The 19370-nt window shown below is 62.9% G+C and carries 17 protein-coding genes and 1 tRNA gene; 5 read left to right on the forward strand and 13 right to left on the reverse strand.

Annotated features, from left to right (window positions below; genetic code table 11):
- Positions 1-173 precede the first annotated feature (173 nt).
- From ACPPVV_RS09475 to tpiA, 6 genes are all read right to left on the reverse strand, one after another.
- The gene (locus tag ACPPVV_RS09475; RefSeq protein WP_426699657.1) at positions 174-2495 is read right to left on the reverse strand and encodes an AAA family ATPase; all 2322 of its coding nucleotides are present in this window, start codon (positions 2493-2495) and stop codon (positions 174-176) included.
- Positions 2492-2731: a helix-turn-helix transcriptional regulator gene (locus ACPPVV_RS09480; RefSeq protein WP_426699658.1), complete on the reverse strand. Its 240-nt coding sequence runs from the start codon at positions 2729-2731 to the stop codon at positions 2492-2494. The genes ACPPVV_RS09475 and ACPPVV_RS09480 overlap by 4 nt, the downstream gene beginning before the upstream one ends.
- A 140-nt stretch (positions 2732-2871) precedes the next feature.
- Positions 2872-4104: a tyrosine-type recombinase/integrase gene (locus tag ACPPVV_RS09485; protein WP_426699659.1), complete on the reverse strand. Its 1233-nt coding sequence runs from the start codon at positions 4102-4104 to the stop codon at positions 2872-2874.
- Between the two features lie 182 nt (positions 4105-4286).
- Positions 4287-4371: transfer RNA gene (locus ACPPVV_RS09490), tRNA-Leu, on the reverse strand.
- Positions 4372-4382: 11 nt separating this feature from the next.
- On the reverse strand, positions 4383-4835 hold the full coding sequence (secG, locus tag ACPPVV_RS09495) for a preprotein translocase subunit SecG (protein WP_426699660.1): 453 nt from the start codon (positions 4833-4835) through the stop codon (positions 4383-4385).
- 7 nt (positions 4836-4842) lie between these two features.
- On the reverse strand, positions 4843-5610 hold the full coding sequence (gene tpiA / locus ACPPVV_RS09500) for a triose-phosphate isomerase (RefSeq protein ID WP_426703207.1): 768 nt from the start codon (positions 5608-5610) through the stop codon (positions 4843-4845).
- A gap of 126 nt (positions 5611-5736) precedes the next feature.
- Between tpiA and ACPPVV_RS09505 the strand changes: the two genes are divergently transcribed.
- Both ACPPVV_RS09505 and ACPPVV_RS09510 read left to right on the forward strand, forming a co-directional pair.
- Positions 5737-6546: an SDR family NAD(P)-dependent oxidoreductase gene (locus ACPPVV_RS09505; protein ID WP_426699661.1), complete on the forward strand. Its 810-nt coding sequence runs from the start codon at positions 5737-5739 to the stop codon at positions 6544-6546.
- Between the two features lie 81 nt (positions 6547-6627).
- A complete protein-coding gene (locus ACPPVV_RS09510) occupies positions 6628-7299 on the forward strand; it encodes a DUF6445 family protein (protein ID WP_426699662.1) in 672 nt (223 codons plus the stop codon).
- Between the two features lie 4 nt (positions 7300-7303).
- Here ACPPVV_RS09510 and ACPPVV_RS09515 read toward each other — a convergent pair whose 3' ends face one another.
- The 4 genes from ACPPVV_RS09515 to orn all read right to left on the reverse strand — a co-directional run bounded on the left by ACPPVV_RS09515 (position 7304) and on the right by orn (position 11268).
- Positions 7304-8251, reverse strand: coding sequence for an isopenicillin N synthase family dioxygenase (locus ACPPVV_RS09515; RefSeq protein ID WP_426699663.1), 948 nt, complete (start codon positions 8249-8251; stop codon positions 7304-7306).
- Between the two features lie 98 nt (positions 8252-8349).
- On the reverse strand, positions 8350-9702 hold the full coding sequence (gene glmM, locus ACPPVV_RS09520; RefSeq protein ID WP_426699664.1) for a phosphoglucosamine mutase: 1353 nt from the start codon (positions 9700-9702) through the stop codon (positions 8350-8352).
- A gap of 57 nt (positions 9703-9759) precedes the next feature.
- A complete protein-coding gene (folP, locus tag ACPPVV_RS09525) occupies positions 9760-10674 on the reverse strand; it encodes a dihydropteroate synthase (RefSeq protein WP_426699665.1) in 915 nt (304 codons plus the stop codon).
- Positions 10675-10701: 27 nt separating this feature from the next.
- Positions 10702-11268: an oligoribonuclease gene (gene orn, locus ACPPVV_RS09530; protein WP_426699666.1), complete on the reverse strand. Its 567-nt coding sequence runs from the start codon at positions 11266-11268 to the stop codon at positions 10702-10704.
- A gap of 68 nt (positions 11269-11336) precedes the next feature.
- Here orn and sbcB point away from each other — a divergent pair, with 68 nt between their 5' ends.
- A complete protein-coding gene (gene sbcB / locus ACPPVV_RS09535; protein WP_426699667.1) occupies positions 11337-12764 on the forward strand; it encodes an exodeoxyribonuclease I in 1428 nt (475 codons plus the stop codon).
- Between the two features lie 92 nt (positions 12765-12856).
- The gene (locus ACPPVV_RS09540; protein ID WP_426699668.1) at positions 12857-13543 is read left to right on the forward strand and encodes a DUF2461 domain-containing protein; all 687 of its coding nucleotides are present in this window, start codon (positions 12857-12859) and stop codon (positions 13541-13543) included.
- Here the strand turns inward: ACPPVV_RS09540 and ACPPVV_RS09545 are convergent.
- Positions 13540-14868 carry an MFS transporter gene (locus tag ACPPVV_RS09545; RefSeq protein WP_426699669.1) on the reverse strand — a complete coding sequence of 443 codons (1329 nt, stop codon included), beginning with the start codon at positions 14866-14868 and terminating at the stop codon, positions 13540-13542. The genes ACPPVV_RS09540 and ACPPVV_RS09545 overlap by 4 nt on opposite strands.
- Positions 14869-15146: 278 nt before the next feature.
- Between ACPPVV_RS09545 and aqpZ the strand changes: the two genes are divergently transcribed.
- A complete protein-coding gene (gene aqpZ, locus ACPPVV_RS09550; protein ID WP_426699670.1) occupies positions 15147-15878 on the forward strand; it encodes an aquaporin Z in 732 nt (243 codons plus the stop codon).
- A gap of 119 nt (positions 15879-15997) precedes the next feature.
- Here the strand turns inward: aqpZ and epmA are convergent, their stop codons facing one another.
- Entirely contained in the window at positions 15998-16954 is a 957-nt protein-coding gene (gene epmA, locus ACPPVV_RS09555; protein WP_426699671.1) for an EF-P lysine aminoacylase EpmA, read from the reverse strand.
- Positions 16954-19344, reverse strand: a complete 2391-nt coding sequence (gene ligA, locus ACPPVV_RS09560; protein ID WP_426699672.1) for an NAD-dependent DNA ligase LigA — start codon at positions 19342-19344, stop codon at positions 16954-16956. Before ligA ends, epmA begins: the two co-directional genes overlap by 1 nt.
- Positions 19345-19370: the final 26 nt, after the last annotated feature.

The raw sequence follows: 19370 nt of genomic DNA on the forward strand, positions 1-19370 counted from the left end.
ACGGCAGCAGCCGCACCTTGCGCGGCCGTGGCCTGGCCGTGGGTGCCGGCGCCGGCATGGCCAGGGCGTCAACGAGGCCCGTGCTGGGCGACGCGGCGCTGGCGGGTGTCTGTGTAGCGGCGCTGGCCGTGGCTGGCGCAGCGCAGCCCTGCCACTGGCCCGGTAGACGGTGGTTAACCATGGCGGCCTCCCTCGATCAGGGCTGCTGCATTCTCGCCATTCTCGCCATTCTCGCCATGGGTCTTGGTTGCTGTAAGGCTGGCGGTTACATTGGCGACGGCTATGCCGGTGGCGTTTTGTGTTGGCGAGGATGGCGAGGATGCAGATGTGGCGAGAATGGGGCTTTGCCATTCAGAGCCTGGCAAGAACCATGTGGCTGGCGCACCGAATCCTCTACGCTCCGACATAGCCACCTGTTGCGAGGCGCGCTCTACCGAACGCCATTTAATGTCAGCAGTGCGGGCCAGCTCCCTCACATCCTTAACCAGTTTCGGACCTTCTTGCAAAACTTCTATCAGCCAGCTCACAGCAGCGTTGCTGCTCTCGCCGCGATGCTCAGCCTTTTGCTCAGGTTCGGCCAGTAGGTCGCGGGCCGATCCTTCAAGCCGTTCGCCCCACTCAATGTAGCTGGTAGAAATGCCACCCTCGATATCGCGTTGCTGGAAGGAGTAGGCAAAGCCACCACCGTCCGGGCCGATATTCGATTTAGCCCGTGCCAATACCATTCGAGCCGTCTCACCATCCTCGGCCCTCATTCGGACGGTCCCGTACACGATGCGTGCCATCGCCCCGAAAGCGATGCTCCCGGTTACGCGTTCAAGAGGATCACCCATCTGCGTGCCCTTGCTGTAGTGAGTGATACCGAGCAGGGCAGCGTCAAGTTTTGCAGCGAGCTCAACCAAGGGTTGTAAGCCTCGCCGGACCTCAGCGTTTTTGTGGCTGTCACCAGATACCGCTGACACCAGCGGGTCGATGATGATTAACTCCACGTTTTCAAGATTGGCCGCGGCAGTCGCCAACGCTTCTACATCGTGCGCCGGATCAAATGATCGGCAGACTTGATCGCCCTTGTAGATGTCACCGACGAAATGCACCCGATTAAGGTCTGCTCCCGCAGCTATCAAGCGCGGAACCAACGTATCGGCTGGATCATCTTCACCACTCCAAATAAGGGTGTTCGCTGGCGTTGGGCGATGGCCAGTCGGAAACGCTCGTCCAGAAGTGGTAGATGCCGCAAAGTCCACGGCGATGGTTGTTTTGCCTGTACCAGGGCTGCCCGCCAAGACGTGAAGCTTGCCTCGCGCTAGGTAGCCTGGACACAGCCAGCGGATGGGCTCTGGCTTAATGCTGGCTGCATTGGTTAGTTTGACGTAGTCGCAGGCTGACGACGCTCGTACAAGCTGTTTTGCGGGAGCGAGTGTCTGTGATGGCGCGGCTGGTGCAATAGCATTTGAAACCACTGCCTGTGCAATCCAGTTCGCGGCATCCGCTTTGACCCGCACAAGGTCTGCATCAGTTGACTGCTTCGCCCGAATCTTCTTCAACGACGTATTGAGATACCTGTCGCCCTCATTAGCCTTTTCACGCTTCCCCAACCCAGTGCAGCGGAATATGTGGCGCACCTGTTCATTGCTTGGTGTGTAAAAGGCAATAATGGACAACAGCGCATGGTCAGCCTCACTCTGGCTCGGGTAACCCATCCCAGCCCAGTCGCCCGTGCACAGCTCCTCGTACTTATCCCCATTCGCCGCGTTGCACGCCATCTCGTGCACCTCAGCATCGCTACGGGACGATTCCACATCTTCAAGCTCAACGCCTGCTGATGCCGGCATCTGTGACGCCATGTTGTCGAAGAACAATTGGTAGTCGTTGATTGGTGAGCTGCGCACCACGTCGCCCGTAAACGTTAGGTAGCGTTTGGACGAATACAAGCCAACATGACCACGATCACGGCTGCTATCAATTCGCCCGCGCACGATTACATGAAAGCCCCCGCGCTCATTACCTGCTTCGTCCTTCCACCTTTCGCCAGGGCTGCGTTCTGTATAGCTGTCAATGTTGGCCAATATGGCAGCATGCACCGTGCGCTCATGTTCGCTCGCCGGGTTGTCCACCTTGTCGTCGATGTCGATGCCCGCATAAGGGTCAGCCACCGTAAGCACAAAGCCGATGCCGTCCATGCCCTTTGTGGCCACAGCGCTGCACGCCTCGTTGAACGTGCCCCATGTTTCGGGCTTGTCGATACTGGCGTGGTAGCCGGTGGCCGCGTTATACGGCACCTTTGTCATGCGACCTTTGCCGTCTATTTCAAAGCGCCAGCACACCCACTGCTCGCGTTCCTGCAGTTCGGCAGGAATGTTTTGGAATGCCTGCGGAAAACTCTTGTTCTGCAGTTGCGACGGCGTGGCGGCGCCGCTAGGCTTTGGGAACACGATGTTGTTTTGATCCGCGCCCCCGGTGGCCGAAGCCGGGGGCGTTTCTTTTGGCTGGTTCATACGCCCGCCTCGCTGCCACTTTCGCCGTTGATGAACGCGGCCAAGTCGGTGATGTGGTAACGCACCATGCGCTCGCCGATCTTGCGGAAGCGGGGGCCTTTGCCCTGCGCGCGCCAGTTGCGCAGGGTGCCCACCTCAACATCAAGAATGACGGCAGTCTTTCTCTCGTCTACCAGGTCGCCAGGCTGCAATGCTGGGGCGGTGGACGGTGCCAGCTGATTGGTTTTCGCTTTCATTTGACTTAACCCACGTGTTGCGGCAATACCGCGGCAACACGTAATTAAGCGCATTTTTTGGCGTTGCGTTGGATAATTGGCGCAATGACTGTGGCGTCAGGCACTTATCCCGGACATTCGTTTGCAGTCCTGATGAGTGATTAGGCCTTGCGCTTGAACGGCAACACGGTTGCTCCCGAGCGCAGCGCGTCAAGGTAGTCAGCCCAGGCCTGCATCATCGTTGTGCGCTCGGGTAGATATTGCGCAGCGTGCGTGTAGGCCTCGCGTACTTTGTTGCTTTCAGCATGGGCAAGTTGGCGCTCAATGGCATCCGAGTTCCACCCCATTTCGTTGAGGCGCGACGCAGCCATGCTGCGGAAGCCATGCCCCGTCATTTCGTCGGTGCCGTAGCCCAGCCGGCGCAAGGCAGCATTAATTGTGTTCTCTGACATGGGACGGCTGGCGCTGCGCAGGCCGGGAAATACATACGCCTCGTCACCAGTCAGCGGGTACAGGTCACGCAGAACAGCCACAGCTTGGCTGGACAGCGGCACGATATGCGCCGCCTTCATCTTCATTCGTTCTGCAGGTATGCGCCAAACCGCACCGTCTAGGTCGAACTCTGCCCATTCTGCTTGCCGAAGTTCGCCGGGGCGCACAAACACCAGCGGCGCTAATTTCAGGGCAGCTAGGGTGACAGGTTGGCCAGTGAAGCCATCAATAGCACGCAATAGTTCACCGATTCGGGTGGGTTCGCTGATAGCCGCATGGTGGCGGTTACGCGGTGCTTTCAACACCCCGCGAAGACTGCCCGTGGGGTCAAGCTCCAACTTGCCCTCAAGGATCGCGTACCGAAACACCTGCCCCGCTTTGATCTTCGCTCGCTTTGCTGTCTCTAACTTGCCGGTTTCCTCGACCTTGCGCAGCGCGTCCAGCAAGATACGAGGTGTTACATCCGTAATCGCCAGCCGGCCAAACTCTGGCAACAGGAAGGTCTCCAGTATCCAGCGCGACTTTCGCAAAGTGACCTCAGCCCCTTCCTGGCGAGCCAGCCACTCTCGCGCTGCCACCTCGAAGGTGTATGCGACCGCATCCTCGGCGGCTGCCGCCTCAACCCTCGCAGCTTTTGCCTCCTGCCGTGCAGCACCAGGGTCGGTACCGTCCGCCAGCAACGTGCGCGCATCATCGCGCTTGTCGCGAGCTTTACGCAGGCTCACATCCGGAAACGTGCCAAGGCTTAGGGTGTTGCGCTTGCCGGTACCGGGGCGACGATAGTCAAAACGCCACCAGCGGGCGCCGTCGGGCTTCACCAGCAGATACATGCCGCGCTCGTCGGCCAGCTTGTATGGTTTGTCTTGCGGCTTGGCGTTCGTGACAGCGGACGGTGTCAGCATGGCGGTAACTCCCTCGTAGTCGCTGGGCGGCCTGCCCAGTTACCGCCGAAGCTACCGCCAAAATTGCGGTATCTCAAGGTAAATTGGCAGACTTACCGTTAACCAGGCCAGGGATACAGGCAAAGAAAAACCGCGCCGGAGCGCGGTTTAAGGGTGTTGCGTGACATCCCACGATGTCTAATTGGTGCCCAAGAGGGGACTCGAACCCCTACGACTTACGTCGCTACCACCTCAAGGTAGTGCGTCTACCAGTTCCGCCACCTGGGCAGGTGTGTTGCTCAGTGCTTGGCCGGCGGCTTGGTCGCTGCCGGCACTTCACCCTGACTCTGGGTCGGGGTGGTTGCCGCCGGCGTTGCCGGTACGGCGTTGTTGGTTGCAGCAGGAGCGGCTGAAGGCACTTCCGTTGCCGCTGGCGCGGCCGGTACTGCCTTTTGCGCGGCCGGCTTGTTGTTGAGCGCGCCCATGACGCCCAGATCACCGGCGCTTTGATGTGGAGCGCCGTTGCTGTGCAGGTAAATGCCCATGCCGAGGCTGAGCAGGAAAAACAGACCCGCGAGCACACCGGTAGCGCGAGTCAGGAACGTGGATGAACCACGCGCACCGAACACCGTCGCCGACGCGCCGCCGCCGAAGCCGGAACCGGCATCGGCACCCGCGCCGTTCTGCAGCAGGATCAGCACGATCATCGCCGCAGCGATCAGAATGTAAAACACGCTGAAAATGACGAACATAAGGTTTCTATTGAGCCTGTAGCGCCTGATGCGCCGCGGCGCAGATTCCAAGAAAGTCGGATGCGGTAAGGGAAGCCCCACCGATCAGCCCTCCATCCACATCCGCCTGCGCGAACAATTCCGCGGCATTGGCCGCCTTGACGCTGCCGCCGTAAAGCAGTCGGGTCAGACGGGCAATCATAACATCTTCTTTTTCCAGTTGGCTACGAATGAACGCATGCACCTGCTGCGCCTGCTCCGGGCTGGCGGTACGCCCGGTGCCGATGGCCCATATGGGCTCATAGGCGATCACAGCCGTATCGAAACTGCCGATGCCGTTGAGCGACAACACCGCCTGCAACTGGGCTGCAATGACAGCCTCGGTTTCACCAGCTTCGCGCTGTTCCAGCGTTTCACCCATGCAAAGGATCGGGGTGAGCCCGCCGGCGCGGGCTGCGGCAAATTTGCGGGCGACCAGTTCGTTGCTTTCGCCATGATATTGACGGCGTTCGGAATGGCCGACCAGCACCCACTGCGCACCCACGTCCGCCAGCATCGCAGCGGAAACCTCGCCCGTATAGGCGCCCTGCCCTTCGTGCTCGCTGACATCCTGGGCTCCGATGCCCAATCCGTCGTTGGCGTGCTGCCAGGCCAGTTCGGCGACATAGGTAAACGGCGGAAACACGGCCACATCGACGCCATCCGGCTGCCCGGCGGCGATGTCGTCCACCAGGGCCTTGGCCATCGAACGGCTGCCATGCATTTTCCAGTTGCCGGCGACAAATTTCTTGCGCATGGTCTGCTTCCGCTGCGAACAAACAGCAAGCTTACCGAGCGACCGGACTTCCGGCAAACCTGTTGAACCATTGGCATCGACCGACCAGCCGGTCAAGAATGTCCGATCGCCCGCAGGATATGCCACATGCCTTCCACCCGACCGCTCAGCCTGATCACTGGTGCTTCATCCGGCATCGGTGCCGCGTTTGCACGACAGCTTGCCGCGCTCGGCCACGATCTGGTGTTGACTGCCCGTCGCACCGACCGACTGCAAGCCCTGGCCACCGAACTTCAGCATCAGCATGGCGCCCAGATCACTGTGCTGCCACACGACCTTGCCGATCCGGCCACACCGGCGGCGCTGTGCGCCACGCTGGAACAGCGTGGCCTGCAGATCGACTGGCTGGTCAACAACGCGGGTTACGGCGTACCGGGCACGTTCGATGCCAATGACTGGACCACCCATACGGATTTTCTTCAGGTGCTGCTGACTGCGCCGACCGAACTGATCTGGCGGCTGCTGCCCGGCATGCGCGAACGCGGCCATGGCCGCATCATCAACATCGCCTCGCTCGCCGGGCATGTCCCCGGACCGGCCGGCCACACTTTGTACGCCGCCACGAAGGCTTACCTGATCAAGTTCTCGCAGTCGCTGGCGTTGGAGAATCGTGTGCTCGGGGTGCATGTCAGTGCCCTGTGCCCGGGATTCACCTGGTCGGAGTTTCACGATGTCACGCGTACTCGCGACAAGATGGACAAGTTGCCTGGCTTCATGTGGCTGGGCGCGGAAGATGTGGTTCGCCAAGGCATCGATGCGGTCGAGCGCGGTGATGCCGTCTACATTCCGGGTCGGGTCAACCGAATCATCAAGTCTGCGATGCAGTTGATGCCGGACCGTTTGGCCATGTGGTTGACTGCACGGCAATCGAAGCGCTACCGGAATACCCAGGTCTAGATCGATACGCGCCCTGCCTCGCGAATTTGCATCGTCGCATCGACTACTGTTGACGCCTGTCCGCCATCGACCATCGACGCCATGTCCCTTTTCCCGACCCAGATGCGACCACTGCCTTACCGCAAGCCTGCCGAAGGCCGCGATTACTGGGTGGTGGATGACGTGCTGCCCAACGCCGATGAAGTGCATGCCCGCTGCCTGGCCAAGACCGATTGGGAGATGGGCTACCCGTATACCGCCGAAGTATGGCCAGGCATGCGCGCCATTCCCGCCTTGCTGGACGACGAACTGGCCACGCTGGATGCCAAGGTGTGCCAGCTGACCGGCGCAAGGAAGCTGTGGGTCCAGCAGACCGAAGAAGGCACCCACCTCAACCACAACTGCGTGCAGGTCGTGGGTTCCGTGGAGGGCGCGGTCAAACCGCATACCGATTCAACGAATCTGTGCCGCTATGCCGCCGTGCTGTATCTGAACCCCGATGTGCCCGAGCAATGTGGCACCAGTTTCTTCAGGCAACGCATGCATGGCGGCCAGCTTGGCGGCAATATCGTGATGCCGCCGCACCGCAATCTGGTCGAGGCGCTGGGCAATCGCTTCGTGCAGCCGAACGCGTTTGTCGAAGATGTCCGCGTGGCACATCGCTACAACCGGCTGCTGGTCTACAAGGCCAACCTGATCCACAGCGCCAGCGCGTATTGGGGGCTGCAGACAGCGGCCAAACGAATGACCGCCGTGTTCTTCTGGATGGCGTAGAACCTCAAATCAGCTTGATCTCGCGCAGTCTCTGCATCAGGTATTCGTGCGAAGTGATCGAGGTGTCGTAGCGGCGCGGGTTGTCCGGCGTGATGCACGAATCGAGCGGATCCAGTACCACGTCCGGGTTCGGATGCAGGAAGAAAGGCACTGAATAACGCGGCTTGCGCGCGTTCTCGTTCTGCGGATTGATCACCCGATGCGAGGTGGACGGATACACGTGGTTGGAAAGCCGCTGCAGCATGTCGCCGATGTTCACCACGATCGCATCGCCCTCGGTGGTGATCGGCAACCACTCGCCGTGACTCAGCACTTCCAGCCCTTCGGCACTGGCACCGACCAGCAAGGTAATGAAGTTGATGTCCTCGTGCGCGCCGGCGCGCACGTTCGGGCCAGGCTCATCAGAATCGGCGTCCTGTGTAATCGGCGGATAGTGGATCGGGCGCAGGATCGAGTTGCCTACGTCGGTCTTGTCCTCGAAGAAATTCTCAGGCTGGTCGATGTGCAGGGCCAGCGCGCGCAGCACGCGGGTACCGAGCTGATCCAGCGCCTCGTACAGACCGTAACCGTACTGCTTGAAGTCCGGCACCTCGCCTGGCCAGACATTCGGCGGCATCACATCGGCGAACTTCGAGTCGCGCGGGATCTCGCGGCCAATGTGCCAGAACTCCTTGAGGTCGGCGTGCTGGCTGTCCTTGGCCGTTTCCACCTTGAGCGGCGTATAGCCACGTGCACCGCCACCGCCGGCGATGTGGTACTTCATCTTGGTTTCGGTCGGCAGTGCGAAGAAGCGCTGGAACACGTCGTACGAGCCGTCGATCAGTTCGCGCGCGATGCCGTGGCCATTGATGCAGCAGAAACCGAATTCGCGATAGGCCGCGCCGATCTCGGCGACGAAGGCGTCGCGGTCGGTTTCGTAGCGGCGGATATCGAGGGTGGGAACATTCTTCATGGCTGTAGTCACCAGGTTGGGCATGCGGTCGTTGATCCGCCACCGCTTAGGGCGGGGTACGTCGGGCCAATCCATGGCGACCCAATACCGCTACAGGTTCACGAGCGTTCGGCTGCGGATTTTACAATCCCCGCCAGCTTCTCTGCCAACTGCTGCACTTCCTCCGCATCGGATCCCTCAATGGTGACACGCACCAGCGGTTCGGTGCCCGAGGCACGCAACACCACCCGGCCACGGCCGTGCAGGATCTGTTCGACCTCGGCCAGCGCCTGCTGCACCTCGCCGCCGGCGAGGGCTTCGCGGGCGCCGTCGGCACGTACGTTGAGCATCACCTGCGGCAGTTTCTTCAGACCCTGCCTGGCAGACGCCAGATCCTCACCGGATCGCGCCAACGCTTCCAGCACGGCCAGCGCGGCGACGATGCCGTCACCCGTGGTGGCACGGTCCAGGCACAGGATATGGCCGGAGGTTTCGCCACCGAGCACGCCATTGTGCTGGCGCAATTGCTGCATCACGTAACGGTCACCCACGTTGGCGCGGATCAGCGGTACGTCGAGTTCGGCCAGCGCCAGCTGCAGGCCGTAATTGCTCATCAGCGTGCCGACGACCGGACCTTGCAGCAGTCCCTGCGCATGCCAGCTGCGCGCCAGCACGTACAGGATGTCGTCGCCATCGGCCAACGCACCATGCCGATCGACCAACTGCACGCGGTCGCCATCACCATCGAATGCGATGCCGATGTCGGCGCCATGCGCCAGCACGGCCTGCTGCAACGCCTGCGGATGAGTCGAGCCGACCTCGCGGTTGATGTTGAACCCGTCGGGCTTGTCGCCGATCGCGGTGACTTCGGCACCCAGTTCGGCGAATACCTTCGGCGCCACCTGGTACGTCGCGCCATGCGCGCAATCCAGCACCAGTTTCAGTCCGCGCAGGCTGAAATCCTCCTCCACGGTCGCCTTGCAGTACTCCGCGTAGCGGGCCACCGAATCATCGATCCGGCGGGCCTTGCCCAGTTGCTCGGACGATACCGTGACGAACGCGGCATCCACTTCCTGCTCGATCGCCAGTTCGACCGCGTCGGACAGCTTCTCGCCATTGGCGGAGAAGAACTTGATGCCGTTGTCGTGATGCGGGTTGTGCGAGGCGCTGATCACGATGCCTGTCTGGGCACGCATCGAACGTGTCAGGAAGGCCACCGCCGGCGTCGGCATCGGACCCAGCAGCCCCACATCGGCTCCCGCTGCCACCAAACCGGCTTCCAGCGCCGATTCGAACATGTAACCGGAGATTCGGGTGTCCTTGCCGATCAATACCTTGGGTCGCTCCTTGCCATCACGCGCCAGTACGCTGCCTACAGCGCGACCCAGCCGCAACATGAAGTCCGCGCTGATCGGCCATTGTCCGACCAAGCCGCGAATGCCATCCGTGCCGAAATATTTGCGTTGATTCATTCTGTCCACAATCCCGAAAGGTTTTCCCTGTCCCTGTCGTACCGCTTTACCGATCGCTCAATCGTCGTCCGGCCAGCGCGGCATGCCTGGTTTTTCTTCGCGTTTTGGTACCGAGTCGACGGCATGCACGGCCTGCCACACCGCCAGCGCATCCACCGTGGCCGCCACGTCGTGCACGCGCACCATGCGTGCGCCACGCTGAACCGCGATCAACGCCGCTGCCACCGAGCCGGCGGCGCGGTCGCCCGGTTCGCTGCGACCAGTCAGCGTGCCGATCATCGATTTGCGCGACAAGCCAGCGTACACGCCGCTGCCCAGGCTGGCGAAACGCTCCAGCGCGCACAGTAGCGCCACGTTGTGTTCCAGCGTCTTGCCGAAGCCGAAGCCGACGTCGACCAGTATCTTGCGCCGGTCGATGCCAGCCAGCTCGCAGGCAAACAGGCGGTCAGTAAGGAATCGATGCACTTCGCCAACCACGTCGTCGTAATGCGGTTCGGCCTGCATGCTGCGTGGCTCGCCCTGCATGTGCATCAGGCACACCGGCACGCCAAGTTCGGCGACGGCATCCATGGTGCCATCGCGACGCAGCGCGTAGACGTCGTTGATCATGCCGGCGCCGGCCGCCACTGCCGCGCGCATCACTTCGGGCTTGGACGTGTCGACCGCGATCGGAAGATCGGTGCGCGCGATCAATTGCTCGATCACCGGCAGCACGCGGCGAAGCTCTTCCTCCACCGGCACGTCGGCGGCACCGGGCCGAGTCGATTCACCACCCACGTCGAGCATGTCGGCGCCCTCCTCCGCCATGCGCAAGCCATGCGCCACGGCCGCATCCACACTGGCATGCGCGCCGCCGTCGGAAAACGAATCGGGGGTGACGTTGATGATGCCGACCACGCGCGCACGGTCGAGTCGCAGCGGGCGTCCGGCACAGTCCAGCACCGGTGCAAACAGATCGATCGACATGCTCATGACCTCATCGCATTCAATGCCGGCTGCTCAATCTTGGGCCTGGCCGCCCAATTCGCCCATGAAACGGCGGTAATGACGCAACTCGGCGATGGAGTCGCGGATATCGGACAAGGCCGTGTGCGCCGACTCCTTGCCGACCCCCTTGGCGATGTCCGGTGCCCAGCGGCGGGCCAGTTCCTTGAGCGTGGAAACGTCCAGGTTGCGGTAGTGGAAGTAGCGTTCCAGCCGTGGCATCTGCCGGTGCATGAAGCGACGGTCCTGGCAAATCGAATTGCCGCACATCGGCGACTTGCCCGGCGGCACCCATGCGCGCAGGAAATCCACCGTGGCCTGTTCGGCCATGGCATGGTCGGTCTGCGAAATCAGCACCTGACGCCACAAGCCCGACTTGTGATGCTGGTTGGTGTTCCAGCTGTCCATCGACTCCAGTCGGTCGATTTCGTGGCGTATCGCAAAGACCGGTCCATCGGCCAGTACGTTCAGCTCCTTGTCGGTGACCACCGTGGCAATCTCCAGGATCGAGTCGTTGTCGGTGTCGAGGCCGGTCATCTCCAGATCGATCCAGATCAGGTTGTCTTCGTTGGCTTGGCTCATGAGCTCTCCTTGTGGCGGGAGTTTATCAGTCTTGCCGCTCTCGCTTTGGCCCATGCGATCATCACGCCATGCACACTTTCTTCTGGCACGACTACGAGACTTCCGGCGCCGACTCGCGGCGCGACCGCCCACTGCAGTTCGCGGGCATCCGCACCACGCTGGAGCTGGAGGTCATCGGCGAGCCGGTCATGTTCTATGGCAAGCCATCGCTGGAAATGCCTCCGCACCCCGACGCCTGCATGATCACCGGGATCACCCCCCAGCTGGCCGAACGCGAAGGCGTCAACGAGGCCGAGTTCGCCGCTCGCGTGCACGAGCAGCTGGCCACGCCGGGCACCTGCGGGGTCGGCTACAACTCGTTGCGCTTCGACGACGAGTTCACCCGGCAGATGCTGTACCGCAACTTCTACGAACCATACGGTCGCGAGTGGGAGAACGGCAATTCCCGCTGGGACCTGATCGACCTGGTGCGCATGTGCCAGGCGTTGCGCCCCGAAGGCATTGTCTGGCCAACCCGCGAGGATGGCTCGCCGAGCTTCAAGCTAGAGCACCTGGCCAGTGCCAACCAGCTCAAGCAGGAACGCGCACACGATGCCCTTTCGGACGTATACGCGCTGATCGACCTGGCCCGGCTGATCCGCGTGCGCCAGCCTCGATTGTGGGACTGGTATTACGGCCTGCGCCGCAAGCAGAAGGTGTTCGAGCTGCTCGACGTGGTGAACATGACGCCGATGGTGCACGTGTCCTCGCGTTACCCGGCCAGCCGCCACTGTCTGGCCCTCATCGCGCCGCTAGCGGCACACCCCACTCGCGCCGGCGAGGTCATCGTGTACGACCTGGCAACCGATCCCACCGAATGGCTGGCGCTGGACGAAGACGAGATCGCCGACCGCATCTTCACGGCGCGGGCCGACCTGCCCGAAGGCATCGAGCGCATCCCTTTGCGCACGGTACGCGCCAACCATGCGCCGGCACTGGCACCGCTGTCGGTACTTCAGGGCGTCGACCAAGGCCGTCTCCAACTGGAGCTGGTGCGCTGCCTGGCGCATCGCGACGTACTGCGCGCCGTCGAGGGGCTGGCCGAGAAACTGCGCCGCGTGTTCCAGCACGCCGCCGAACTGCCGCCGCCGGAAGATCCCGAGCTGGCCCTGTACGGCGGCGGTTTCCTGCCCGACGCCGACAAGCGCCTGCTGTCCCAGGTGCGCGCCACGCCACCGGCCCAATTGGGCACGCGGGAGTTTCCGTTCCGCGACCCACGCTATCCGGAACTGCTGTTCCGCTATCGCGCCCGCAACTGGCCCGATACGCTGGATGCCGAGGAACGCACGCGTTGGGAGGCGTTCCGTCAGGCGCGGCTAACCCGCCACACACCGCTGACCGGCCTCACTCTCGAGGACTACTTCGCCCGCATCGGCGAACTGCGCCACGATCCGCAGGCACAGGACAAGCTGGGGCTGCTCGACCAGCTGCAGGCATGGGGCGAACAGTTGGCGTGAGCGCCTGCGCCGACCAGAAGTGAGCCTTACGCAGGCTCCGTGTTCCATGCATCATGGCGGACTCCCCAGATTCCATCTTGCAACGAGCTGCCATGTCGAAAAGCTACTTCAGCCCCGCCACCTTCCGCTTCCTTCGCGCGCTCGATCGCAACAACAGCCGCGATTGGTTCCACGCGCACAAGGATGACTACGAGCGGCACGTGCGCGAGCCGTTCCTCGAACTGATTACCGACCTGCAGGCGCCGCTGGCGAAGATCAGCTCGCACTACCGCGCCGACCCTCGCAAGAGTGGCGGCTCGCTGTATCGTATTTTTCGTGATACCCGGTTCTCCAACAACAAGCTGCCCTACAAGTCGTGGCAGGGCTCGCGCTTCTTCCACGAGCGCCGCCACGAAATCCAGGCACCGGGTTTCTACCTGCACATCGAGCCAGGCGAATGCTTTGCCGGCGGCGGCCTGTGGCACCCGGAGCCGGATGCGCTGAAACACATCCGCGAATTCCTGGCCGACAACCCGGCGGCGTGGAAGCGTGCGACCCAAAGCAAGGCGTTCCGCGAACACCTGAAGCTGGGCGGCGAATCACTGATTCGCCCGCCGCGCGGTTATGACCCCACGCATGAACTGATCGACGACCTCAAACGCAAGGACTTCATCGCCACCACGACGTTCGACGAGGCGTTGGCCTGTTCCGACGAATTGCTGCCCTGGACCGTCGCCATGTTCAAGCGGGTCGCGCCGCTGGTCGACTATCTGTGCGCCGCCCAGGAGCTGGAGTTCTAGACGGGCTCCACCACACCGGCACGACGCCGGACAGACAACAGCGAGACCGCGACGGCAATTCCGATCAAGGCGGTGAATGCGACGTAATGCGCCGGCGCCAACACGCCGAACTTCTTTACCAGCAAGCCGATCAGTGGCGGGGTCAGGCCGCCGAACAGTGCGTAGGCAACGTTGTACGAAAACGACAGGCCGGAGAAGCGCACCGCCGGTGGAAACGCCATCACCATCAATGCCGGCACCACGCCGACCACGCCCACCGCGAAACCGGTCAGCGCGTACAGGCCGATGAAGTGCGCGGCACCGCCCTGCAGGTCGACGTACAACGCATAGCCGCAGACCAGCAGGCCGATGGCACCGAACAGCAACGCGTGCGCGAAGCCGATGCGATCGGCCAGCCAACCATAGAACAGGCAGCCCACCGCCAGTGCGAATGAAGCCACGTTATTGCCGAGGAATGCCTGTGCCGGCGCGACATGGAACACCGACTGCACCAGCGATGGCGTCATCAGGATCAGCACCACGATCGCGGCGGTGAGCATCCAGGTCAGCAGCATCGACAGCAGCACGCTCGGCAGGTGCCGCTCGAACACCTGCTGCAGCGGCAGCCCTTCGGCCAACTCACGGCGCGCGTGCATCGCCTCGAACACCGGCGTCTCGCTGAGCCATTGGCGCAGCCACACCGCAAAGAAACCGAACACGCCGCCGACAAGGAACGGCACCCGCCAGCCCCAGTCGAGCACCGCAGCCGGTGTCATGTAGTTACTGATCGCCGCCGCCACCAGCGAACCGATCAGGATGCCGACGGTGAGTCCCGAAGTAAGGCTGGCACAGGCAAAGCCAATCCGTTGCGGCGGCACGTGTTCGGACACGAACACCCACGCACCGGGCACCTCGCCACCCACCGCGATGCCCTGTACCACGCGCAGCAGCAACAGCAACAACGGTGCCAGCATGCCGATCTGCGCATGCACCGGCAGCAGGCCGATGCAGAGCGTCGGCACGGCCATCAGGAACACACTGAGCGTGAACATCTTCTTGCGTCCCAGTTTGTCGCCGTAGTGCGCCATCACGATGCCGCCCAGCGGGCGCGCCAGGTAACCCGCGGCAAAGATGCCGAACACCTGCAACTGCGCCAGCCATGGCGCCGTGTCGGGCGGGAAGAACAGATGGCTCAGCGGAATCGCAAAGAACACGAACACCACGAAGTCGTAGAACTCCAGGGCACCGCCCAGGGCGGAAAGACTCAAGGTGCGCAGATCGCGTCGGTCGAGTGCGCGTGCAGGCGCGGGACCATTCGACGGGGGCGAAATGGCAACATCGGACATCGGTGGCTCCACGGATCGTTCGGGCAATGATGCCGCAACATAACGCATTGCCACGCAATGCGGATGGCTTCGATACAGTGCTCGTAGCCGACGCAGGCATCGCTTATGCTAGGTGCGTCCGGCAGGGATTGCGGATAATCGGGTTGCGACGCGCAGGTCCACGGCCTGCGTTGCTGCAAGCCGATTCGGTTCCGGGGAAAACATTTCCGCATGTTGTGCCGAGTCGCGCACACGGTGATGTCGCGTGCGTCTGCAATCAACCGACAAGGAGTTTCCTGATGAGCATGAGCAAGCGTTTGTTCGCCGAATTCTTCGGCACGTTCTGGCTGGTTCTGGGTGGCTGCGGCAGTGCCGTGCTGGCTGCTGCATTTCCGCAACTGGGCATCGGTTTTGCTGGCGTCGCGCTGGCGTTCGGCCTGACTCTTTTGACCATGTGCTACGCCATCGGCCACATATCCGGCTGTCACATCAATCCGGCGGTAACTTGCGGTCTCGCTGCCGGAGGCCGGTTTCCGTTGAAGGAGGTGATCCCGTACATCATCGCGCAGGTGATCGGCGGCATCGTCGCCGGGCTGGTGCTTTACGTGATCGCTTCGGGCAAGCCCGGCTTCGACGCCGCCGCCAGCGGCTTTGCCTCCAATGGCTATGGCGCGCATTCGCCGGGTGGCTATTCGATGGGTGCCGCGGCGCTGTGCGAGATGGTGATGACCGGCTTCTTCATCTTCATCATCATGGGCGCGACGCACAAGAGTGCGCCCGTGGGCTTCGCAGGCATTGCGATCGGCCTCGCGCTGACCCTGGTCCATCTGATCAGCATCCCGGTCACCAACACCTCGGTGAACCCGGCGCGCTCGACCGGCGTGGCGTTATTCCAGGGCGGCTGGGCGATCGGGCAATTGTGGTTCTTCTGGGTGATGCCGATCGTCGGAGGCATCATCGGTGGCCTGATCTACCGTTATCTCTGGAGCGAACAGGCCGCGTTACCGGAAATCAAGGGCGACAATCCCTGAGCTGCACATGGGTAGATCCGGGAAGTTTGGTAAACACATGACCTGGATCTACCCGCAGCGCGCGGCCAGCGCGGACGACCGGCAGCGTTCGCGGCAGACGGTTGATTCATCTCGCGTCGTCAGGCCTGGTTGAACGAAAACGCCAGTACGTCGGCGATCTCATCGGTTTCCGCCAGACACATCAGCAGCCGTTCCAGGCCAAGCGCCACGCCGGCGCAGTCGGGCATGTTGTCGAGCACACCGAGCAACCGGTCGTCGAGCGGAATCTCACGCAACCCGCGCGTGCGGCGCACCGCGTTGTCACGCTCGAAGCGCCCACGCTGTTCCGCCGCGTCGTTCAACTCGTGATAGCCATTGGCCAGCTCGTAGCGCCCCAGGTACAACTCGAAACGCTCGGCCAGCGGCGGGTCGCCGGGCCGAAGTCTCGCCAGCGCACACTGGCTCGCCGGATAATCATGGATCACGGTGATCCGGTCACGCGGGAACGCCGGCTGCAACCTGTGCGTGATCAGAAGGTCCAGCCAGTCATCGTGGCCAAGCCCCGCCGGATCGATACCGAACTCGGCCAGCGGCAGGCGCAGTTCATCGACCGGCGCCCGCAGCGGATCGATGCCCAGCTCATCCAGAAACAGCTGCCGATAACTCGTCACCACGACCTCGGCGCGCCGTCCGGCCATCGCCAGCGCCGCCTCGACCATCGCGATGGTTTCCTGCATGAGTTGGCGATGATCCCAGCCGACCCGATACCACTCCAGCATGGTGAACTCGGGATTGTGCCGGCCACCCGCCTCGCCATTGCGAAACACCCGTCCCAACTCGTAGCAATCGCCGACACCCGCGGCGAGCAGGCGTTTCAACGGAAATTCCGGTGAAGTGCGCAACCAGCGCTCGCGCGCACCCGCGTCGACATGGCCGCTGAAGATGGTGTTGAAGCTCTCGATGTTCGGCTCGGTATTGCCGGCCGCCGACAGAATCGGGGTTTCCACTTCCAGCACGTGACGCTCGGCGAAATACGCGCGGATCTGCGCGTAGAGCTGCGCACGCAGCTCGAGGGCCGCTCGCAATCCAACGCCCATCAGCCAGCCTCGTGTTCGTTCAACAGCGCCAGCAATTGCGCCTCGTCCCAGATTGTCACGCCCAGCTCCTGCGCCTTTTCCAGCTTGGAGCCGGCAGCTTCTCCAGCCACCACCACGCTGGTTTTTTTCGACACCGAACCGGACACCTTGGCGCCCAGCGCCTCCAGCCGTTCCTTCGCCTCCTCGCGACTGAGCGAAGCCAGTGTGCCAGTGAGCACGAAGGTCTGATCGGCCAATGGCGCCTGAGCGATTTCCGCCGACGGCGGGATCGCATCAAGCAACCGCCGCATCGCTTTCTCCGCATCACCCAACGCGTGTAACGCCACCGGATCGGCGAGGAAGGACTCCAGGCCGGTCGCCGCGGCCTGCGGCACGCCGGCGGTGATCCAGTGCGCTGCACCGCCGGACTGCAATTGCTTCAGTGTGGGGAAATGTTGTGCCAGCAGTTTGCAGCTCTTGGGGCCGAGTTTGCTGACGTTGGCCATCCCCAGCAGCACGCCGAGATTCAATCGCTCGCGCAGCAGCGGCGACGGGGCGCCTTCATCGCCGAAGGTGATACCGGCGGCGAGCAGTGCGTCGACCACCTGTTGGTTGCCTTCCTGTTCGAAGAAGCCGGCGATCGACGTGGCGACCTCGGCGCCGACATCCGGCAACACGCGCAATACCGATGCCGGCGTGCTGCGCACGAAGTCGAGCTGGCCCAGCCAGGCCGCCAGTGTTTTCGCGGTGCTCTCGCCGATGTGCATGATGCCGAGGGCAAACAGGAAACGCGCCAGCGTGGTGTGCTTGCTGGCCTCGATACCCGCCACCAGGTTCTCGGCCCACTTTGTTGCCACCTTGCCGGCCTTCACTGTCTCCGGTGTGGTGCCGTCGCGCTCGTCGATGCGGTGTTTCATGTCGACGAGATCGTCCACGCCCAGGCGATACAGGTCCGCTGGCGTATGCACGATGTCGAGCTCCACCAGTGCCTCGGCAAAACGTTCGCCCAGGCCCTCGATATCCATCGCACGGCGCGCGGCGAAATGGATCAGTGCCTCCTTGCGTTGTGCGGCGCAGATCAGCCCACCGGAACACCGCCAGGCCGCCGCACCCTCCTCGCGCAGCAGCGCGGAACCACACACCGGGCAATGCGTGGGCATCGTCCACGGCGTCGTGCCGGGTGGCCGTTGCTCCTTGATCACCCGCACCACCTCGGGAATCACGTCACCGGCGCGGCGCACGATCACCGTGTCGCCCACGCGCGCATCCAGCCGCGCCACCTGGTCGGCGTTGTGCAGCGTGGCGTAGGTCACCGTGACGCCGGCCACCTGTACCGGTTCCATCCGCGCGCGCGGCGTGACGGCGCCGGTGCGACCGATCTGGATCTCGATGTCCAGCAGGCGCGTGGTCTGTTCCTGCGCCGGAAACTTGTGCGCGATCGCCCAGCGCGGTGCGCGCGAGACGAAACCCATCTCGCGTTGGCCGGCATAGTCATCCAGCTTGTAGACCACGCCATCGATGTCGTACGGCAGGTTGTCGCGCTTCGCGCCAATGCGCTGGAAGTACGCGATCAGGCCGTCGAAGCCGCGTGCGATGTCCACTTCCGGCGATACCGGGAAACCCCACTCGCGCAGCTGTTGCAACGTGGCCGAATGCGTCGGCGGCAGCTTGCCGCCTTCGACCACGCCGATCGCGTAGGCGAAGAAACTCAGCCGCCGCTTCGCGGTGATCGCCGGGTCGAGCTGGCGCAGCGATCCGGCAGCGCCGTTGCGCGGATTGGCCAGCGGCTTTTCGTCATGCGCGCGTGCCCGCTCGTTGAATGCTTCGAAGTCCTTGCGCAGCATGATCACTTCGCCACGCACTTCCAGTACGCCTGGCCAGCCCTTGCCACGCAGTTTCAACGGGATCGCGCGCACCGTACGCAGGTTCGCGGTGACATCCTCGCCGGTCTCGCCGTCCCCGCGGGTGGCACCCTGCACGAACACGCCGTGTTCGTAGCGCAGGCTGATCGCCAGGCCGTCGAGTTTGGGTTCCACTGAAAACACCGGTTCGCGCCGGTCCAGCGTCTGCTCGATCCGTCGCTCGAATTCGGCTACCTCGTGGAAACGCTCACGCTCGGTGTCGCCGTCCTGCTCGAACGCGTTGCCCAGTGACAACATGGGAATCGCATGGCGCACTTCGGCGAAACCGCCCTGCGCCCGCGCACCCACCTTGCGCGTGGGCGAATCGGCCGCGGCCAGCTCGGGATACTGCCCTTCCAGCGCGTCCAGTTCGCGCATCAGGCGGTCGTACTCGGCGTCGGTGATGTCCGCGTCGTCGAGCACGTGGTAACGGTGGTTGGCCTGTTCGATCTGCGCCCGCAGTGCAGCGGCGCGGGCGACGGTTTCAGCAGAGGCCGGTCGTTCGGTCATGCGGGTCTCCTCATAATCTCCCGCAG

This window comes from Rhodanobacter sp. Col0626 (assembly GCF_049994385.1).
Lineage (GTDB): Bacteria > Pseudomonadota > Gammaproteobacteria > Xanthomonadales > Rhodanobacteraceae > Rhodanobacter.